Source organism: Ekhidna sp. (genome assembly GCF_040223195.1).
Lineage (GTDB): Bacteria > Bacteroidota > Bacteroidia > Cytophagales > Cyclobacteriaceae > Ekhidna.
Genome location: NZ_JAVKDX010000004.1, coordinates 97,814 through 116,560, shown reverse-complemented (window position 1 = coordinate 116,560; position 18,747 = coordinate 97,814). Strand labels below are relative to the sequence as shown.

Annotated in this window: 22 protein-coding genes; 15 read left to right on the top strand and 7 right to left on the bottom strand. The window is 37.2% G+C overall.

From position 1 onward, the window contains the following. The 14 genes from RLN88_RS01380 to RLN88_RS01315 form a co-directional block, all read left to right on the top strand. On the top strand, nt 1–994 hold a 994-nt coding region (locus tag RLN88_RS01380), incomplete at its 5' end, for a cation transporter (protein ID WP_350219574.1). Between the two features lie 4 nt (nt 995–998). Then, nucleotides 999–1,211, top strand: coding sequence for a GDCCVxC domain-containing (seleno)protein (locus RLN88_RS01375; RefSeq protein ID WP_350219573.1), 213 nt, complete (start codon nt 999–1,001; stop codon nt 1,209–1,211). A 2-nt stretch (nt 1,212–1,213) separates the two neighbouring features. Then, nucleotides 1,214–1,669 carry a hypothetical protein gene (locus tag RLN88_RS01370; protein ID WP_350219572.1) on the top strand — a complete coding sequence of 152 codons (456 nt, stop codon included), beginning with the start codon at nt 1,214–1,216 and terminating at the stop codon, nt 1,667–1,669. 6 nt (nt 1,670–1,675) lie between these two features. Further along, nucleotides 1,676–2,047: a metal-sensitive transcriptional regulator gene (locus tag RLN88_RS01365; RefSeq protein WP_350219571.1), complete on the top strand. Its 372-nt coding sequence runs from the start codon at nt 1,676–1,678 to the stop codon at nt 2,045–2,047. Nucleotides 2,048–2,131: 84 nt separating this feature from the next. Beyond that, the gene (locus RLN88_RS01360; RefSeq protein ID WP_350219570.1) at nt 2,132–2,401 is read left to right on the top strand and encodes a thioredoxin family protein; all 270 of its coding nucleotides are present in this window, start codon (nt 2,132–2,134) and stop codon (nt 2,399–2,401) included. An 87-nt stretch (nt 2,402–2,488) separates the two neighbouring features. Then, entirely contained in the window at nt 2,489–2,893 is a 405-nt protein-coding gene (locus RLN88_RS01355; RefSeq protein ID WP_350219569.1) for a hypothetical protein, read from the top strand. A 9-nt stretch (nt 2,894–2,902) separates the two neighbouring features. Next, the gene (locus RLN88_RS01350) at nt 2,903–3,739 is read left to right on the top strand and encodes a hypothetical protein (RefSeq protein WP_350219568.1); all 837 of its coding nucleotides are present in this window, start codon (nt 2,903–2,905) and stop codon (nt 3,737–3,739) included. A gap of 19 nt (nt 3,740–3,758) precedes the next feature. Continuing rightward, nucleotides 3,759–4,250, top strand: coding sequence for a heavy-metal-associated domain-containing protein (locus RLN88_RS01345; RefSeq protein WP_350206596.1), 492 nt, complete (start codon nt 3,759–3,761; stop codon nt 4,248–4,250). 13 nt (nt 4,251–4,263) lie between these two features. Then, nucleotides 4,264–4,899 (top strand): class I SAM-dependent methyltransferase, encoded by a 636-nt coding sequence (locus RLN88_RS01340; RefSeq protein WP_350206597.1) that lies wholly within the window; start codon nt 4,264–4,266, stop codon nt 4,897–4,899. A 7-nt stretch (nt 4,900–4,906) separates the two neighbouring features. Next, on the top strand, nt 4,907–5,125 hold the full coding sequence (locus RLN88_RS01335) for a GDCCVxC domain-containing (seleno)protein (protein WP_350206598.1): 219 nt from the start codon (nt 4,907–4,909) through the stop codon (nt 5,123–5,125). After that, a complete protein-coding gene (locus RLN88_RS01330; RefSeq protein WP_350206599.1) occupies nt 5,126–5,869 on the top strand; it encodes a helix-turn-helix domain-containing protein in 744 nt (247 codons plus the stop codon). Nucleotides 5,870–5,934: 65 nt separating this feature from the next. Next, nucleotides 5,935–6,780, top strand: coding sequence for a sterol desaturase family protein (locus tag RLN88_RS01325; RefSeq protein WP_350206600.1), 846 nt, complete (start codon nt 5,935–5,937; stop codon nt 6,778–6,780). Beyond that, nucleotides 6,777–7,163, top strand: coding sequence for a DUF2147 domain-containing protein (locus tag RLN88_RS01320; RefSeq protein ID WP_350206601.1), 387 nt, complete (start codon nt 6,777–6,779; stop codon nt 7,161–7,163). Before RLN88_RS01325 ends, RLN88_RS01320 begins: the two co-directional genes overlap by 4 nt. 202 nt (nt 7,164–7,365) lie before the next feature. Then, a complete protein-coding gene (locus RLN88_RS01315) occupies nt 7,366–7,653 on the top strand; it encodes a cation transporter dimerization domain-containing protein (protein WP_350206602.1) in 288 nt (95 codons plus the stop codon). A gap of 13 nt (nt 7,654–7,666) precedes the next feature. On the opposite strand, the gene RLN88_RS01310 is transcribed toward RLN88_RS01315, so the two are convergent. Then, nucleotides 7,667–7,915: a helix-turn-helix domain-containing protein gene (locus RLN88_RS01310; protein WP_350219567.1), complete on the bottom strand. Its 249-nt coding sequence runs from the start codon at nt 7,913–7,915 to the stop codon at nt 7,667–7,669. 308 nt (nt 7,916–8,223) lie between these two features. Here RLN88_RS01310 and RLN88_RS01305 point away from each other — a divergent pair, with 308 nt between their 5' ends. Beyond that, on the top strand, nt 8,224–8,445 hold the full coding sequence (locus tag RLN88_RS01305; RefSeq protein WP_350206604.1) for a hypothetical protein: 222 nt from the start codon (nt 8,224–8,226) through the stop codon (nt 8,443–8,445). Between the two features lie 80 nt (nt 8,446–8,525). Here RLN88_RS01305 and RLN88_RS01300 read toward each other — a convergent pair whose 3' ends face one another. Genes RLN88_RS01300 through RLN88_RS01275 form a run of 6 tightly spaced genes read right to left on the bottom strand, consistent with a single transcriptional unit; the run spans nt 8,526 to nt 18,547 of the window. Beyond that, a complete protein-coding gene (locus RLN88_RS01300; RefSeq protein WP_350206605.1) occupies nt 8,526–10,667 on the bottom strand; it encodes a KAP family P-loop NTPase fold protein in 2,142 nt (713 codons plus the stop codon). A 57-nt stretch (nt 10,668–10,724) separates the two neighbouring features. Then, complete coding sequence (locus RLN88_RS01295) at nt 10,725–12,293, bottom strand: Tn7-like element transposition protein TnsE (RefSeq protein ID WP_350219566.1); 1,569 nt, start codon at nt 12,291–12,293, stop codon at nt 10,725–10,727. A 7-nt stretch (nt 12,294–12,300) separates the two neighbouring features. Continuing rightward, nucleotides 12,301–14,118 (bottom strand): TnsD family Tn7-like transposition protein, encoded by a 1,818-nt coding sequence (locus RLN88_RS01290; protein ID WP_350219565.1) that lies wholly within the window; start codon nt 14,116–14,118, stop codon nt 12,301–12,303. Nucleotides 14,119–14,123: 5 nt separating this feature from the next. Continuing rightward, entirely contained in the window at nt 14,124–15,656 is a 1,533-nt protein-coding gene (locus RLN88_RS01285; RefSeq protein WP_350206608.1) for a TniB family NTP-binding protein, read from the bottom strand. Then, nucleotides 15,646–17,742, bottom strand: a complete 2,097-nt coding sequence (locus RLN88_RS01280; RefSeq protein ID WP_350219564.1) for a TnsB C-terminal domain-containing protein — start codon at nt 17,740–17,742, stop codon at nt 15,646–15,648. The genes RLN88_RS01285 and RLN88_RS01280 overlap by 11 nt, the downstream gene beginning before the upstream one ends. Then, on the bottom strand, nt 17,705–18,547 hold the full coding sequence (locus tag RLN88_RS01275; RefSeq protein ID WP_350206610.1) for a TnsA endonuclease N-terminal domain-containing protein: 843 nt from the start codon (nt 18,545–18,547) through the stop codon (nt 17,705–17,707). The genes RLN88_RS01280 and RLN88_RS01275 overlap by 38 nt, the downstream gene beginning before the upstream one ends. Nucleotides 18,548–18,747: the final 200 nt, after the last annotated feature.

Below are 18,747 nucleotides of genomic sequence, written 5' to 3'. Positions count from 1 at the left end.
AGTCTTTGCAGGCTTAATGCTCTCGTTTCCCAGCTACGCACATATTTTCTATTCCAATGGTGGAAACCAGACACCTTCCGTCTTTATTGAACAAGACACAACCAAAACAAATAGGATTGTTCTGGATGTAAAGGGAATGACTTGTGCAGGATGCGAAGCTTCCATCGAACATAAGGTTGGCTTACTTGAAGGGGTCAAATCAGTTGACGCCATATATGCTACCAGTTCAACTACGATAGAATACTACCCTTCAAAAGTGAATCAGAGCGACATAATCGATGCAATCAATGAGACAGGGTACAAGGTGATTGATGACCAGAAAACGAGTTCAACAATAACAACAGATAATGGTAACGTTAGCTTTTACAAAGTGCCTCTCGTTTGCAATGCTGCACCTACTATTGGTTGCGGCAGTCGTGCCAAACCGGTTTTGAATGATTTTGAGAATTCAGAATCAGTTGATGAAGCCTGGTTAAATAGAGCAGGTACTGTTATAGCAGTGGTTTGGAGTGAACCGGATTTTATGACCAGAAGAAATTTGATCAATCAGGTTTTTACCAAACATAAGGTGAATGCCAGTGAATTATTAATGGATGGATATGCAGAAAACTTGGAATCATTTCAGGCTAAGTCCGATTGGCTAAAAGGCTCAGATGTTGACAAGCTCAGCAAAGAGGAGGCTGGAATTATTGCAGATCAAATCCTTGTATCAATCAAGAAAAAATCAAGTCTCAGCGCCTCAGATGAAGCAAAGTTGAAAGATAAGATTACAGAAAAATTCTATGATTTCTTCCTGAATTTTGAATCAATGAAAGACCTTGGGAATCCGGAATCCTATAAGGCCAGATTGTCAGAAATCAAGAAATTCGGAGATGACCTCATCGGGTCTGATAACATGCCGACTGTAGATGAGCTTTGGAGTGCCTGCTCCAGTGCCGCTAAAAGCTGTGACCATCAGGGGTGCAGTGCATCATGCAAAATTCCAAAAGGATAGTTAAATGGAAAAAGAAATAACATTAGAATCAACCATCACCTGTCCAAACTGCGGACATCAAAAGGAAGAAAACATGCCTACAGATGCATGCCAGTACTTCTACGAGTGTGAAAATTGCCACCAGGTGTTGAAGCCCAAATCAGGTGATTGCTGTGTGTACTGCAGTTATGGCACTAAGAAGTGTCCACCGATACAAAATGGAACGTGTAATTGCTGATTATGGATGCAGGTCAAAAACCGGTTTACAAGGCGCGCATGATAGGCCGAATTTTTAGATTTTGCCTTGGGCTGTTCTTTGTTACAGAAGTTTGGCCAGTGTATCGTGATGTTAGTTGGGAGGGAGTCTTTATAAGACTTTCATGGGCTATCGGGCTTCTGGCTTTTTATGCCATTCTTCATTTCGCTATTGTTCGGTTTACGCCAAAAATAGATCGAGTGTTTGGAGCTATTTTGGCTTTCGGTCCATTCCTTGCCGTTTTCTTACTTGGGTATGGAGGGCCAGCAGCTACTGGAGCTTTAACCTTTCTATCCGCATCCTTAATACTAGCAGGTATCCGAGCAGATCCGGGCTGTGAAGTGATGACAATACCAGCTATCTTTTCAGGTAAGCATACGCATTTAGCTTGTTTGCTTTTCTCTCCCATTGATTGGTGCGAAAAACATATTAAATCATAAACATTCATGCTACCCAAAGATTTAACAAAAGACATAAAAACCCGACTTCTAAGCATCAAAGGCCAAATGGATGGCTTGATAAAAATGTTGGATGATGGGAAAGATCCGGAAAAGATCCTCATACAGTTCAAAGCAGCAAAGAGTGGCTTAGATAAAGCGCACTACCTTTTATTGGACGAAACATTTAGAAAATCTCTGGCCATTAAGATTTCTGAAACTTCAAGTGCCTGTCCTGGAAATTGTGGTAATGAAGTGCAAATAGAAATGCTGCGTCAACAATTTCCGGCCATTGAATCGGATGATCTCACCGAAAAAATGAAAGAAATTTCGCGACTAAAAAAGAACCTGGATCGATTCAATGAGGTGGATAAAAAATAATTTCTAAACTTTTTCTTGGAGACCACCCCATAGCACCCCGTATGTTTGTTTCAGCTTTTATTTAAACCCAAAAAAGGAATAATAATGAAACGAAATGTAGAAGTATTTACTGCCAATTGCCTGGTATGTGATCCCGTGGTATCTATGGTCAGGGAACTGGCATGTAATGATTGTGAGATCACCATTTATGATTTGGTGAAGCAGTGTGAAGACAAGACCTGTCTGAGCAAACTGGAAGAATATGGGATCAAAAAAGTACCTGCTATTGCTGTGAATGGCAAACTTTTATCGTGCTGTGAAAATCAGGGGATTTCTAAAGAAGAGCTGATTAAAGCGAGTATAGGACAAGGGTAAAAACAAGTAAGGCACGGCTTACCTTATTTATTTTCCCTTGATTCTGTGCTGGTAAGGGAATTCATCAATGTAGTGACAATTAAAATAATGGGAGTCTTAAAATCACTAAAGCAGGATTTCGTCAGCATCGCATCCTTGTTTACATCAGTATCCACCTTACTGTGCTGCGCCCTTCCGTCATTACTCGTGGCGGTGGGTATGGGAGCGGTAGTGGCCGGAATGGTTTCGGACTTTCCGGCATTGATCTGGTTGAGTAAATACAAGGAATGGACTTTTCTGACGGCAGGTATTTTGATCGGGTTCAACTTTTGGCTGTTTTATGGCCGCAAAAGAGACCAGGTCTGTGAAATAGACGAATATGGCAATGAGACACCATGTGATACAGCCGCCCGGTGGAGTAAAATTATCCTATGGATATCCTTTGGCTTATACCTTCTCGGACTATTCTCAGCTTACCTGCTACTACCAATTCAACAATTTTTAGGACTTTAAAATAATACGATGAAAAGAACAGCCTTTTTAATATTACTAACTATTACAGCCATTTCTAAGGTCAGCGCTCAGGGACACGGACCCCTTTATGGTTTACAAACCCCCACATTGGCAAAAGGAGGATTTGACTTTAATGCAGCAGCTATGAGCCTGGCTACCGAAGATGATCAATCCTTTATGCTTAGGTACATCTGGTCGTATGGGGTGACAGAAGATTTGCAAATTAATATTACGACACCCACTATGATCAACAGACTCTCTGAAGCACCAAGAACAAGAGGTAACAACAATATGCCGGCAAATGGCGACATAGAAGCATCGGTATGGTATCGTTTCTTTTCCAATGCATTTGGCGTTGGCAAACGTTTTGAATCCACGGCTATTTTAAGTGTTTCGACACCTACCGAAGAAACCAGGAGTGGTATCAATGTAAGCAACTCCATTCATGGAGCGATCTCTACCGGCTATGCTTCCCGTACCTGGTATGCCTGGGTAGGTGGTGGTTATCAATATTATTTTGAGGAAGGCAATGATCAATTAGGCGACCTGCCTTACGCAAGTCTGGTAGTAGGTTATCGACCAAACATTTTTATGGGTGATTATCCAAAGCCGGACTGGAGGGTATTTGTGGAATCGCTGGCGGAGTTCCCCGGAGCTAATACCAGTGAAGGTCAGCTTACCCCCGTTGATCAAAGAGGGGAAAAAGTTATGCTTGGACCTTCGTTCCTGGGGCTTTATGGAGCCTGGGGCATCTCATTTGGAGCATTATTTCCGGTCTATCAGGATATAACACAGGGTCCAACAGAGGAATACAGGCTTTCAATGAACATTAGTTATTGGTTATAAACTTTAAAAAACAGAAAAAATGAAAAGATTAGGAATAATAACATTGTTAACAATTTTTAGTTTGAGCGGAGCAATGGCTCAGATGATCAAAGTAGATCAGAAAGTATTTGGAATGGATTGTGCACCGTGTGCCTATGGTCTGGAGCGCGGACTTAAAAAAATGGATGGCCTGGAAAGTGTGAAAGTAAGCCTCAATGACGGCAAGGCTTATCTCACGCTTGCTGCCACCAATGAACTGACCTTGCAAAAAATCCAGGAAGAAGTGAAGAATAATGGATTTTCAGCCAGAAATGCTGAAGTTACGTTAAAAGGAGAATTACAGAAAGAGCGAAATGTATGGAAAGTTAAGGTTAATGGAGAAATATTTATAGTGAGTGCTGATACTTCAGGTGACCTACTAACAAAGCTCAAACCAGGTAAGATTTGGATAAAAGGGTTTGTAAAAGATGAGGAGGATGGTGAGTTAACTGGTATATGGGAAATCAGAATTATTGAAGTATTAAAATCTTAATAAAGCCATGGAAATGGAAAATTTTGACAGAAAAAAACATTGGGAAGATATCTATCAGTCAAAGCAGTTGAATGAGGTAAGCTGGTTTCAGCAAACCCCGAAAATATCTTTGGATTTCATAAAACAACTCAAAGTACCCAAGAGTGCTAAAATCATTGATATTGGTGGTGGGGATAGCTTCTTGGTCGATCATTTGCTCGGCATGGGATATCAGGACATCACGGTGCTGGACATTTCTGAATCAGCCCTTAGAAGGGCAAGGAAGAGGCTTGGTACCCTTGCTGATAAAGTGAAATGGATAGTGGCAGATGTTGCAACTTTTGTACCAACCGGACAATACGACTTCTGGCATGACCGTGCGGCCTTCCATTTTCTGACTGAAGAACAAGATATTGCGAGCTATTTGGAAAATGCTCAAAGAAGTATAATGCCAGATGGAATGCTCATACTAGGCACTTTTTCTAAGCAAGGCCCACAGAAATGTAGTGGGATTGAAATCAAGCAATATTCAGAATCAACTATGACCACTCGCCTCCGAAAATTTTTTGAGAAAATAAAATGTATAACGGTTGATCATAAAACACCCTTTGATACCATTCAGAATTTCACCTTTTGCAGTTTTAGGAAATTACCGATAGATCCTATTTAATACTGAGATGGAAAAAGAAATTACACTCGAATCGACCATCACTTGTACCAACCGTGGGCATCAGAAGGAAGAAACCATACCAACCGATGCATGCCAGTATTTCTACGAATGCTGTCATGAAGTTTTGAAACCAAAAGAGGGTGACTGTTTTGTGTATTGCAGCTTTGGAACAAACCTTTGCCCGCCCATTCAGGAAAGTGGAAACTGTTGTGGAAGAAACAAATAAATGAATCCATTCAAAATTTATTTCCAAAATGGGATTGGGGTCTATACCGGTAAGGTGGTAGAAACAAAACCACACAGCCACCATGCCACCGAGATCATTTATGGTTTGGAGGGAAGTTTCAAGGTGGCTGATGCTCAAAATAATGAAAATGAATACAGACTGTCGCTGATACCTCACGATATCAAACATCGATTCATTAATACATCAAACATCACCCCAATTTTCATTTATTTGGATCCGTTTCATTATTTGTCACGGCAACTTGAGAGGAGCTATTCGTTAGATAAGGTAATTGTAGGGGTTGACAATTTGCATCGGTCATCAACCATGAACGACATTCGTTCCTGGGCTCTCGGGAGTGACGTAGATATTATTGTCCTAATCACACAACTTATCCATGATTTAGCAGGTTATGCTTCCCATACCATCACCCTAGATAATAGGATTGTAGAAAGCACAGAACACATCAGGACTGCACTACATGGAGGAATTAGCTTGGCTGATATTGCTGAAAAAGTTCATCTCTCAGAAAGCAGGTATGCTCATCTATTTAAAGAGCAGGTAGGGATTCCATTTCGAAGATTTGTGTTATGGACAAGGCTGCAAGCAACTGTTGAAGCCATCGTGAAAGGGAAATCTCTTACGTCTGCGTGCTATGTGGGTGGTTTTGCTGATCTACCTCACTTTTCAAAGACCTTTGTGGACATGTTTGGGGTTTCACCCTCCAGTGTGTTGAAAGCTTAGCAGGTTTATACAAGCTATCAATATTCGATTTTTTCATTTTTGCAGACTACTAAATGTACGCAGATATGAAAAAATTCTTTCAATTCAGCATCTATCCGGTTTTTATGATCTCTGCATGGGGCCTGATACTATGGGCTATTCAAACAGGTATGAATCAATACTTGGCTACAATCCCTATCATTGCACTCTTCGGTGTAATTGCTCTACTTCTGGAGAGATTCATGCCCTTTGAAAAAGAATGGGTAAATGGAACAGATTGGAACCTTGATTTCACCTACTACATCATCAATTATTTAATCAAAGTGTCTGCTCAGTTTAGCTTTATTTGGCTATCAACGTATGTTGTTTTTTTTGATTGGTTCCCCACTGACTTACCCTTTTGGGCGCAGGTACTTTTAGCCCTAACGATCATAGATTTTTTCTTGTTCTTCGTTCATTGGCAGAGTCACAAGTACCAATGGCTCTGGAAACTGCATGCTATCCACCATAGTTCAGAACGTTTATACTTTTTGAATGGAGAAAAACGCCACGCAATCCATCAGATTTTAGAGGGTGGACCCGGAATCATTGTATGTCTTGTAATTGGTGTTCCTCAGCCCGTGGTAGTAGCGGCATTGGCACTTCTCGCTATCAATATGATGATGCAGCATACCAATCTTGATTACAAGGCAGGGATATTAAAGAAATTTTTCTGCGTAGCAGAGTTGCACCGTTGGCACCATCGTGCAGATTATAAGGATGCACAGGTAAACTATGGTGCCTGGCTCACGCTTTGGGATTACCTCTTTAAAACCAATTATGATGATCCAAAGATTTATGACTCAAAGGGTGTTGGTGAAATTGGTATTAAGGAAGAGCCGGATTATCCTAAATCCTACATAACTCAAATGATTTATCCCTTTAAGAAATGAGGATCAAACTGAATTCTATATTGCTTTTTTTTCAAATAGGTCTAACTATTAATGTAATAGCTCAAAAAGGCCCTGATAGCATTGTTGGGAATTGGGTTTCGTCCGATGGTGTCAGGACTGTGCGCGTATACAAAGAAAAAGATAAGTACAAGGCTGATATTATTAAGTCCAATAATCCAGAAGAGACGGGGAAACTGATCCTTTGGGATCTTGTTTATGATGCTGAAGCAAGGGAATGGAACAATGGACAAATCAAGCTACCTGGGATGGCACATGAGATGGATTGTTATATCAAAATGATGAGCTTGGATTTAATAAAAATCACGGGATATCATGGTTTAAGAGTATTAGGTAAATCTGAGCTGTATTACAAGAGCCAGTAATTCTTGAGACTCAATAATTCAATTGGCACCGAGTGATCAGCTGGCAATCACGAAAGGTAGCAATGATTCTCTAATCCACACTTTACAGAGCCATAAGCTCTTGAGAACTAGAAGCTTATTCACAGTATTTATACACCCGCTACTCTCCGTTCTAATTTCCCTTTTTGTACTGTACAATGTCTATAAGAACCTTCGCAAAAGCATGTTGGTAATCCTACAGGGTATACCCGAGGATGTTTCTCTGGAGGATATCAAAGAGAAACTGAAAGACATTTCGGAAATCACTGATGTGCATGACAATCACGTTTGGTCTATGGATGGCGAATACAATATTCTTACGATTCACCTACAGTTAGACCAGGACTATAAGCTGTCAGAGCAAGCTAAACTCAAGGAGAAAGTACAATCACAACTCAAAGATGAATCCATTAATCATATCACGATAGAGTTTGAAGGGCAAGATGAGAATTGTGAGTTGGAGGATTGTTGAGTAAGAATAAATACTAGGATGATTTGGACTTTATTTTGAGAATCAACTTCTCAGGATCAACATTCAATTTTTCAGCAATCTTGAAAAGTGTCGTTAGTGTTGGTTGTTTATGACCATTCTCAAGCCTCGAAATATGTGTTGCGTGAGATTTAATGGCATGAGCCAGTGCTTCTTGAGATAGCCCATTGGCTTCTCGGAGTTCTTTCAAAACTTTACCAAACGCTTTTATGATTTGCTCATCTGTCACAAAAAGCAAATTCATCCTTAAGTAGACTTTACGCCATAGCCTAAAGGGCAAGATGTAATTTAGTTTTTATATATTGAGCGCTTTTAAATTGGATTATTTGATGAGCCTAGATCAATTCTTAAATACTCGATTAGGAGATGAAAAGAGAAAGTATAGAACGATAAATGTGGATCAAGACCTTCATTATTTTCTGAAGCAAACTTCCAATCATTATAAAATCCCATTATCAGATCTCATTCACAATATCTTATCTAATTGGAAGGCTGAATTTCAGAATCAAATACGCGAGGATATGATAAAAAATCTCAAAAAGTAGGAGCAGAATGTCTAATAAGAATACTTTGAGGCCGGTTGAGGTGCAGCAGAATGGCAAGAAAATTAAAGGCTATTTCCACAGATTTGTTTACTCCAGCTCCAATTATTGCAGTGTAACCCAAGTACTGATAGAGTTAGAAGATGGGAGGTTGAGATTTTTTGACCCATACTTTGTACGATTTGCTGATAGGGAGACGAAGCGGGATATACTTGCGAAGAGCCCTAATTAAATGTACATCAATTAAATCGTTGTTAGAAATCTATGAACGTACTTAATCACAATTCTTGGGATAATGTTGTTAATCAATTGTCATTCTTGGGAGGAAACATTGGCAATATGAACTTTCTGAAATAGGCCAATCAATTCATCATCTGAAATTGGCTCTCTGCCATCATGATTTTCAGGGGCTTCTTTTTTTCCATACATCTCAATTGACTTATCATATAACAGGTTTACATCCACAACTTTCAACAAGATATCGTAATACTCCTGATCAAAGTTTGCCTTATATGGCTCAGGTTCAGACGAACTAATAATTGTACTACTGAAGATATAAAGCAGTTTTAAAACGTAATTATCCGTTTTATTCAATAGGTCATTATTCAATTTTTGAATCTCACCGCTATTCAATTTTGACCACTCCTGCATCAAATACATTGCATGTGCATCTCCAAGTTCATCATAAATCTGCTCAAATGAAATCTCATTCTTCACCCGATCGATTAGGGATACTGTTACTTCAGTGAAGTCTGTTATGGATAAAATTTGTTTATCATCAGAATCTTCTTTAGGATGAATTCTTTGCCAGATTTCCCAAGCAAAGTCGATAGGCCTAGCCATCACAACTATTTCATTAGCCAACTCAAGCTTGTTAGTATTCTTCTTAATTAATCTTCCAATAAAACTGGCCATTTGGGAGAATGGCCCATAAAAAGTAAAAAACCTCTTTGTGTTGGGATAATGGTCACCTAACAGACTAAGATTTCGCGCTAATAGTCTTGACTTCTCTTCCGCTATCTCCTCTTCAAGAAACTGAAATTTAAGAATGAGTTCTTCAATCTCTAACTCCTGAAATATTTCACTAAGATTTCTTTCATTACCTGAAAAATCCTCTTCGCATAATCGATTTAGAAGATCATCAAAAAAGATATCGGATATTTCTCCATCGATCACTGTGTAAGTAAAGTAACGGTTAAAGTATCTCCCAGAACAGAGTCGCTTTGCCGTGTACCATTTTCTCCAGGACCCCTCACCAAATGAGTGATTGCCGAAAACCCCTTTAAGCTGAGGAAACAGTTCCTGAAGAAAATCAAGAATCAAATCTTTTCGGTTTGAATAGTTTTTGGATAAGAAAGCTTCAAGTTCATCCTTAGCATCCTTTTGATCTCTCTCAAGTCTACGATCAGCACTAATTCCATAGGTATAATCCACTGAATAGTTTTTAGTGAAAAGTGTCGGATTATCTCTCATGTAATTGTAGAGCTCGGGGTAAACGATCTTAACACCTTCCAGTATCAATAAGTCAACTATGTTTACTTCACCCAACAGCATAGGGATAGAAAATTGTATCGTGTTCGAATACCTAACAGCTACTCGAGGGTTGTCAAGAAGAGGAAGGTAGAATTGGTCGAAGAACTTAATAAACCTGTGAGCTTCATCGTCCCTTATGTCAATTTTATTATGATCTAACACCAAATTAAGATGGTTGATTGTATAGTTTTTTAGTGCTGATTTTTGCGCTTTGGGTAGTCTTAATGGTACCTGGATAATTTTTTCTAGAAAATCTTGACCACCCATCGGGTACTGGCTACTTAAAGATTCAGCCACTCTTTTATCATCAAATGCTAGTACATAAATTGTGTTTTTAAAATCTGCAGTCAGTTTGACTAGGCGGAAAATTGAATGAATCTCGATATTACTAAGCCTATCAATATCATCAAGCATTACAACAATCTTGATATCTGCCTCTTCAAGAATTAAATTAATTGCTTCTCTCCGATCTTCAAGGCTTTTATTTGCCAACTTCTTACCTATTCTACTTATCCAACCTTTAGTATTGGGGATTCCAGTAAGTGTTCCAATAGTTCCGATTATAGAAGAGTACTCAATTAAAAATTCACCGAGCTTTTCACCCTTTGACTTTAAAGATTTTGAAAGAGCTGCTGATAGAGTCTGAAAAAAAGATATGAGTATTTGATTTTCATTATTAAACAGCCAAGGGTTGAACTTGACAATAACAATCTCTTTGGATTTTTCTAAGTCTCTTTGAATGAAGTTAAGAACCGATGATTTTCCTTCTCCCCATTTTCCATAAATACCGATAGTCAAGGAATCTGATGAGCTATAATTCTTAATTAAGCTACTAATTCTTAAGGCAAATGGTGCTCTTTGAAATTGATCATCGTCAAGCTGATGGACAGGAGTATCTGTGTTTAAATTAAGCTGATTCATGCAATCATTAAATATATTAATCTTATAGTTCGAAAGTAGAAATAGCCGATGCTTCAACTACCCACTTAAAATATTCAATAAGTTAAATGCGATTCGCTTTGTTAATGATTGATCTATTTTTTCTTTTGACAACCTATCGTAATCACCTAACTTCTTTGGATGCCTGATTTTGTCGGCCACACACACTGATTTTAAATATTCCATATCCCAGGATCCACCGCTTGTAGCAAGCTTGGACAAAAGCTCCTTGAAAAATTTAGATTTGTCAATTGTAAGATCCTTAAATATCAATGTTGAAATAAACCTTTCATCTGAGCTATCTATCTCCAATAAATGAATGGCAGGTTGACTAGGGAAGGTGATTAAGACAGCATTTCTTCTAGTGCCATTTATAAAAGCAAATGATGATTTAATCTCAGGGCCAAATTCAATTAACTCGTACTTATAATTTAGTCCCATGATCCTTGCAAGAAGACTAATCGCATTACAAAAAACCTGTAATCCACTTGGGATGCTTGTAAAGTCAAAGGATGGCTCGTCTTTGAAGTCAGTTAGAACCGGAACTGAAACATCTCCTTTATTTCCAGGTTCTTTAAATGAGAGCTTTATATCCATTAATTTGAACTCCTCGAATATAATTTTCTTTGGTTTTGGCTTATCAGGCTTTGCCTTGCTTTTAACTCTTTTAACTTTAGGCTTTTTCCTAAATTTTAAACCTGGTCTTTCAATACTTACTTGAGAGGTTTTCTTAGTGTTAGGTGTTTGCTCTTGATCTTCGAAATCAAACTTCTTCGGGACATCTGTTTCCATTCTGCTATGTTTAGGTTTCCCTTCCGAATTCTTAGCAGTTTCGATTATTGATGGATGCTTTATTTCAACATTATCAAAAGGAAAATCAACTTCTACTTTCCTAGTGATATTCAAGACTAAGTCAAAATTTTCATATTTTTTGATTTGAGCTGAACATGAAAACTTTTTGAATGGAGGCTTTTTGAATTCGAAATGGTTAATACCATTATCGGTAGTATTTAATATTTCTTTCCAATACTTGTTTAGTTCCTTATTATATAGCAGAAGGATATAGTGATTTATAAAGTCATTGCTTTTTGCCAGTCCGCCTTGCATTGTAGAACTGAGATCAAGCTTTAAGAAGGTTTGACCATCAATTTCTGTCTCATCCTCATCGTCGATAAACATCTCAAGCATGTTTGGCTCCAGTAGATACCGGCAAATACGGCTGTCAAATCCAAGAAATTGTCGAAATAACTCGAAAGCAAAAAATATCGTCAGCCGACCTTGGTACATGATAGAGTAGACCATTGTATCGGTATAGATTTCATTTGGTACGTCTATGGGATAGACTTTATGACTCAAACTCCCCAAAGGCTCAATAGTCCCTTTGCTGAAATCTTTAAATTTATAATCTCTAATGGACCTACTTGCTTTATCAATATGAATTCCTTTATCAATCTTGACACCAATAGGAAGTAGAGCTGATTGAGAAATTGGGTACTCATTGTATCTTGTAGTATATGGTTTAATGGACAGGTCTATTTCTAAACTTTGTAAGTACCATCCATCTTTTTTTAGTTGCGCATATGGGATTGAAAATATCTCGATTGACATAGCTTATTTATGCGATTTGACTGATCTCCAGCGGATCATAAATATTATCATTTAATATTTTGAGTACAATATTATGAATGGATTCATTTACGTACTCTTTTCTGATATTGGCAGCCCTTAACAATTTCCAATAGGTCATATGCTCTTTCCTTTCCCTCATTTCTATTGTTGCCATTGCAAGTCTGCGTAATCTGAATTGATGAAGGCTCTCGGATTTTGCATGTAGAAATTTTGTGAGCTTTGGAAGTTTGGCTTTGTTCTTTCTAAACATCGAATCCTTGCCTATAAGATTGAGAAGTGCTGTAGTAGATCGTCTTCTTTTAGGATACTCCGTTTTGAGTTGGTCGAATGCAATCCTTACTTCATTTAATAATTGAGAGTCCCTTTCTTCCCAATCAATCCTTTTGATTGGAATTCTAATCTTAGAAGCGTAATTCTGTTCTAATAACCAGTTCTTAGCATGCCTATACAATAGTGAATATAAAGCTGGATCGACTCTTCTTAAATCAGTTATGGAATGAAATGGAAATTTCTTCATCAATTGAGCCCATTCTTTCTTTTTGTTGATAATAGCTGAAGGTGAATTTTGCTTTGTAACTCTATTTAGTTTGTGCTTTATAGTTTTAGAATCTGCATGTAGACTTGCGACAATTGATCTTATGCTTTTGTCGGATTTGATTAGTTTCATGAGCTCTCTTTCCCACAATGGCCCAAAATCCTTTACTCGAATAAACCAGCTATTTTTTGCTTTGATGAAGCTCTTTGTATAGGAATATCCACAATCACATTTAATGTAAATGATTTCCCGTTTTGATTTTGGATCTGTCCGTACTTTAAAACTGGTGTTCTTATCGGTTTTATATTCTTTGCAAATTGGATTTCTGCAAGCATATCGTTTAGTTCTTTCAAAGAAATGTTTGGCACTTCTTTTCAATTTGAACCCATTAATAAAGTCCTGGATCAGGATGTGTCTCACAGGATCAAATCCCTTTCGATGTTTTCTAAAGATTGCTTTTAGCCAACAATTTTCATTCTGTATATCTACCCCGCTTTCGTAATGAGATAGCATTTCAGTCTCATAGAATTCCTGAAAGCACTCATATAAATTAGCTATTTGAAGAGAGCTACTTCCTTTTCTGAATCCAAGTTGCTTTATCAATTGATTATAATGGTATGAGTTCCCATCGAAATAATAGTCTGATTCTTTACTCAGGATGCTCACTATTTTGTTTCCAAAATCCAGAATAGATTTATTGCTATTGGACCTGATTAAGCTCCTGTCCTCTGATATGAACTGAGGCTTGACAAAAAAGTGCTTATTTATTGATTCGGCGTTGGGCTCAACCTCTTTCAGAAAAAGATTATGAGTAGTGCAAATCTTTAATGAAGGTATTTGATGAGCTCTTCTAAAGTACGTCTCAGAACAAACTAAATGGTCTTCATTATGGCATTCAGGACAGTATCTTGGCATTCTAATAGAAGGAAATTGTCCGGCATTTATTCCGCATCTGGTATGAATGTCTCCAGATGAATTCAGCATTGAAGAAATTACCTTTTCATTTTTCTCAGCTGTCATAAACTTACTGTAGTACGGAAACAAGGTATGATTATGGATCAAATCCATAGAACCTAATTTATGTTGGGATGTCTTTTTGGCCAGGCTTGCAAGACCACTTGGTAGATCAATGGTTGAACTTACGGTGGACTTATCAAAAAGAAATGGCAGAAGTTGCTTTGGGCCTTTATTTCCAAAGTAGCTGATATGTCTGGCAATAATGCTATATAGGATTTCATCAGGATATGGCTTTGTCCAGTAATTCAACATTGCTGTTAAATCATATAATCTTGAAGTTTAGCAATAACATTTAAGTCGACTAATTGCTGATGTAGAGCGGATGGGTCATCAGTGTTACACTTTCTTAAATCTCCTTCCAGATAGTTGGGTTTAAGCTTTATTTGCTTTGTTGAGTTGGTATTACTTTTCTCGTTTTCTAGGCGAAACTCTTTTATAATTTTAAATGCAATTTCAGTGTCTGTATCCGTTGGATTTTTATTGATAAAATCTTCTATAAGCGGGAAGTAGAAGTTTTCTGGGATTTTAAAATCCAGAAGCTCATTCTGAATATTTATTAAGCGATAATTCTCCTTTCTATCTGTTTTCTCATCTGGAAGGAATAGATCCATTGCTCTAGATTGGTTCAGGTTACCCTCGCGTATACTCTTAAATATATCTTCATCAATCCACAATGTATTATTCACCGCTTTGTTGACTATATCAATAGTGATAGACTTTGCTTGAATTTTAAAAGCTAATTTCTGAGAGGCAATAAAGATTTTTATAGCTCTATCTATTACTCCTAAAGCATGACTATAAAATAAAGATGCCCAATCCACATTTGGATCAGCCTGCTCTTCAGTGTATTGGTACTTAAAGAGTTGTTTAATTATTGTATTCCATTCATGATCATTTGGGAGGCGATCCCATCTTAATGCAGCTCCAGCGGTGAATCTTCTTCTTAGTCTTTGTTTTTCTGAAAATAAGTCGACCGTTTCCGGGGTTCCCACAACGATAATTGGAATATGAAGAGTGTTATCTAAGTTCAAAAAGAAATTGAGCATAGCTTCATGACCGCCGCTTTTAGCTTTGCTAAGGTGCTGAATCTCATCCACAATTAGAACACCGACGCAATGAGCAGCCACAAGTTTGGACATAGCTATCACTCTATCACTGGCATTATCTCTATTCCTACAATATTCTGTTTCGTATTTTTTACGTCCTAGAATCCAATCTAGCTCAATGAAGAAATACCTGCATAAATCTTTAATTGATCCATCTTTAGGGCATTCAATTTTAACAATCGGTATTTGAATAAATGATTCACCATCAATATTGGTATGTTGTAATGCCGGAGGGAATAAAGCTGAAACGATATTGATAGACGTTGTTTTACCAATTCCAGATATTCCCACGATCATCGAGCTATTGGAAAAAGTTGGCTCAAAGTTGTCTGTTAACTGGCTCGCAAAATCTCTATAATCTCTTTGAATGTTGGATTTAATTGAGTTTTTGAGAGGATTTCTTAATGCATAGCTATTGTTGATAGAGGAGTGGATTAGTTCATAGACGTTAAAAAGCCTTCTGTTAGGAATTAAGAAGTTCGCTCGTATACTATCAAGAAACTGTGCCCTTATAGAGGGTTCCATTTTTAGCACTTCGTCTCTACTTAATGGGCCTCTTTTAACAAGTATTTCGTAAAATTCTTTGGCGGTTAATTGATCGAAAAGGGATTCTATGAGTGGGTTGCCAAGATGAGATGGATTGGCAGGTTTTCGTAAATCAGCTGGGTAAATTTTATTCTCCATCTAAAAGTCTGTTGATAAAATCAAGATCATTGGGTTCCTCAAGATTTGTATGGTTCATAGAAACAATTTTGCCTTGTTTCTTTTTACCGGATTCACTCTTGTGATTTTTTCTGTTCTTTCTTTCAATTTTCTTATCGTTCTCTCTGTTTTTCCTTACTGATTTAGAACCAGTCTTACTATTTGGTTTTTGGTCTTTTCTTTTAGCCAATATGTTTGAGGCGAACTGTAAAGTGTCAATATCTGCGTATATTCCTTCTTCATTATTTGTATTAAGAGACTTTGATTGAGCGTTTCTTAGATGCTTAATATCCCACAATGTCTTGTCTTTATAAATAGGACTTTTGTTGGTATTCAGCTCACATCTAATGATCTCACCTTCATAAAAAACATTTAGATAGTTTAGGTTATAGGGGTCGTAAGACACTTCAACTCTAGTAATTTTTCGCTGCGTTTTTAATTGAAGATCTCTGAGTTTATGATGAAGCGGAACTAAGTACCAACCTTTGAGAAATTCAATTCCTTTCTTAGTCAACTTGCCTGTTCCGCGTGGAAGCATTCTTTCACGAAGATTTTCAATTTTGTTTGACCTAAGCTTCCCTGACTTATGCATTAGTCCCCATTTGAATACTTCTACCGGAGTTGGAGTATACAAATCATCGAGTGGCATTTCCTTGTCTATTGGATAGTTTGAAAGCTTCGCGTGCTTATTATATTTGATGGCTATCTTAATTATTATTGCCAGGTATTCTCTCATTGTGAAACGAGCAGTTTTTCTTGCCTTCCTTGCGCCACGCCTACCATCATCAATATCTTTCAGCCCAGTATTCTCATCCAGTCCCTTCAAATCCTTATGAAGCAATTGAAAGTGATTTTCAATCATCCCTTTTAACTCCGGGCGGTAGGATTCTTTATTTTCAATATGGATTCCAAGATCTTCTATAAGGCTTTCAGAATTTTTTCCAATTAACTCTATACCACGATCGGCAACAATGCTGTATGGGATATACTCACATGGCCAATCATCCTCGGTGAATTCAAATTCATCAATTTGGTAAAGCAGAGATCTTTTAAAGAAGTCTCCTTTGTTCGTAAAGCTGTTGTAAAGAGCTTCTGAAGCCTGCGTGTATGATGGATTTTCAAGAGTCACTAAGAGGCCTACAATCATAGCACTGTAAACGTCGCTTATAATGTAAAGTGTAGGGCATCCAATTGGAGTTTTTCTGTCTATTTCAGATACAAGTTCCATATCTGAAGGAGTCGAGTCGATTTGGGAAAATCCAGGTCCATTGACAGAATTTGCCGAAGATCCTTCTGTAATTCTTAAATCCTTATCAAAGATTATATCTCCTTTCTTTGATCTTAGTTTTTGTTCAGTGGGCATTTCTTTTTCTCCCCAGTAAACAAATTGCCTAAAGGATGGCACTTTTGCGAATTCCTTTGATTTCCATTCAGACTTGAAACTTGTTCTTATAAAATTGGAATAAGCTACTCTCTTGGATGCTTGTTTAACACGCAAATACCATCTTTTATAACCCTTCCTTATTTTATGTTTTAACTGCTCATCTAGAATGATTGTTGATTGTCTGTCTGTTCTTTGACGCCCATTTATTGTCAGGGTCAAATTTTTCTCTTTTCCTTTACCTCCTGAGTTATAATACTTTGGCACTATTCCTAGTTTAGACTTACCATTATGCCAATATCTAAATAATAGTCTTTGAACAGTTTGTCTGGATACACCATGAACCTCTGCTAATTCATTACATTTTGCGTTGAAATATTTTTTGTCAAAGATTAGAGGCTCATCCCTTACAACAGACTTTATTATATCCCAGGACCTTTCATATTTATCGATTGATTTTTCATCCAACAAATCAAGATCTGCAAATTGATCCTGAATATTTAATTCTTTAATTGAATTATCCTCTAATCTCTTATCAAAATCAGCGAGAGTTATTTCTTCTGGAAAGGTTTTTTGAGCATCATCCAGATTGACCCATACCAATAGATCAATGTCTCTATCAACATATAGAACTCTATAAACAGCTTTATTATGCTGCCAAATCTGATTTATCAATATGTTTGACATTGCTTAATATTTTGATTGAGTTCAATTTTGATTGATTAGAGAATAAGCTTTCGTTTAAATCAGCCTGTATGATTTTTCTACCAATTAGGACTTTCAATATTCTAAGGCTTAATCCTGGTTCAAAATTCATATCACTATCTGTTTTAAGACAATAATCTACAATCCCTAATTCTATATGATCTTCATAGGTAGTCATTAGGTTGGTATAGAAATTTTGTATGTCAGAAAGTTCAAATTCTTTGTTGTTAAAGGAGCTTACCGAATAATAGATATCTCTATAATTCATCAAGAGAACCTTGTTGTTAGCAATATCTTTATCGGTCATCAGCTCCCAATTAATTCCTAATTTTCCCCAGTACGCTCTTTCAATTTGAAACAGTTCAAGTTGCCTCTTGTTAATGTTGGATATCGGCTTAACAGTAATGACTTTCTTCTCTCCGTTTTTAAATTCAATGAAGAAGTCACTTGTTAGAATATGATTATCAGTATGATTGGGATATTTTATTCCTAGCTCAGTTGAAATTTTTTTCGCTAATTCGAGATCTAGGAGTGGGAACTGTTCTCTTATGTCAGAAACATTAGGATTTAAATCCAATACCATGAAGACCATAAATTCTGAGGCTGATAATAAGTGATGAACTCTTTTGGACTTCAGCCCTTTTACTCTATGACCATTTCCTCTACTCTTTTGTCCAGGGATTGATTGATTGGTTTCACCAACCTTGTACCATGGTTTGTAGTTTTTGCCGACACCTTTCCCTCTCTTTTGTTTGATTTTGGAATCATAGGAGATAAGGTTGGCCAATTGTATATTCTAGTAGGTAAAGCCTCAATTTAAAGCCTAATCCACATATGTTCAAATTTCATAAGGATAACAGATGCTAGAAAAAGATCAATACTGAGTGTGAAAAAAATAATGAAGAGCTAAAAAAGGTCAATTATGTGAGTTAATTGACCTTTTTTGGATTGCTGATGAATTGTTCAAACTTTTTTGTTTTTGTTCAA

Bases quoted from the DNA above. Each gene is read 5' to 3' on its own strand.
- RLN88_RS01315 (WP_350206602.1), top strand. From the start codon at position 7,366: ATGTTGGTAATCCTACAGGGTATACCCGAGGATGTTTCTCTGGAGGAT.
- RLN88_RS01290 (WP_350219565.1), bottom strand. From the start codon at position 14,118: ATGTTGAATTACTGGACAAAGCCATATCCTGATGAAATCCTATATAGC.
- RLN88_RS01340 (WP_350206597.1), top strand. From the start codon at position 4,264: ATGGAAAATTTTGACAGAAAAAAACATTGGGAAGATATCTATCAGTCA.
- RLN88_RS01280 (WP_350219564.1), bottom strand. From the start codon at position 17,742: ATGTCAAACATATTGATAAATCAGATTTGGCAGCATAATAAAGCTGTT.
- RLN88_RS01335 (WP_350206598.1), top strand. From the start codon at position 4,907: ATGGAAAAAGAAATTACACTCGAATCGACCATCACTTGTACCAACCGT.
- RLN88_RS01375 (WP_350219573.1), top strand. From the start codon at position 999: ATGGAAAAAGAAATAACATTAGAATCAACCATCACCTGTCCAAACTGC.
- RLN88_RS01355 (WP_350219569.1), top strand. From the start codon at position 2,489: ATGGGAGTCTTAAAATCACTAAAGCAGGATTTCGTCAGCATCGCATCC.
- RLN88_RS01370 (WP_350219572.1), top strand. From the start codon at position 1,214: ATGGATGCAGGTCAAAAACCGGTTTACAAGGCGCGCATGATAGGCCGA.
- RLN88_RS01325 (WP_350206600.1), top strand. From the start codon at position 5,935: ATGAAAAAATTCTTTCAATTCAGCATCTATCCGGTTTTTATGATCTCT.
- RLN88_RS01330 (WP_350206599.1), top strand. From the start codon at position 5,126: ATGAATCCATTCAAAATTTATTTCCAAAATGGGATTGGGGTCTATACC.
- RLN88_RS01295 (WP_350219566.1), bottom strand. From the start codon at position 12,293: ATGTCAATCGAGATATTTTCAATCCCATATGCGCAACTAAAAAAAGAT.
- RLN88_RS01305 (WP_350206604.1), top strand. From the start codon at position 8,224: ATGTCTAATAAGAATACTTTGAGGCCGGTTGAGGTGCAGCAGAATGGC.
- RLN88_RS01345 (WP_350206596.1), top strand. From the start codon at position 3,759: ATGAAAAGATTAGGAATAATAACATTGTTAACAATTTTTAGTTTGAGC.
- RLN88_RS01365 (WP_350219571.1), top strand. From the start codon at position 1,676: ATGCTACCCAAAGATTTAACAAAAGACATAAAAACCCGACTTCTAAGC.
- RLN88_RS01300 (WP_350206605.1), bottom strand. From the start codon at position 10,667: ATGAATCAGCTTAATTTAAACACAGATACTCCTGTCCATCAGCTTGAC.
- RLN88_RS01285 (WP_350206608.1), bottom strand. From the start codon at position 15,656: ATGGAGAATAAAATTTACCCAGCTGATTTACGAAAACCTGCCAATCCA.
- RLN88_RS01360 (WP_350219570.1), top strand. From the start codon at position 2,132: ATGAAACGAAATGTAGAAGTATTTACTGCCAATTGCCTGGTATGTGAT.
- RLN88_RS01350 (WP_350219568.1), top strand. From the start codon at position 2,903: ATGAAAAGAACAGCCTTTTTAATATTACTAACTATTACAGCCATTTCT.
- RLN88_RS01320 (WP_350206601.1), top strand. From the start codon at position 6,777: ATGAGGATCAAACTGAATTCTATATTGCTTTTTTTTCAAATAGGTCTA.
- RLN88_RS01310 (WP_350219567.1), bottom strand. From the start codon at position 7,915: ATGAATTTGCTTTTTGTGACAGATGAGCAAATCATAAAAGCGTTTGGT.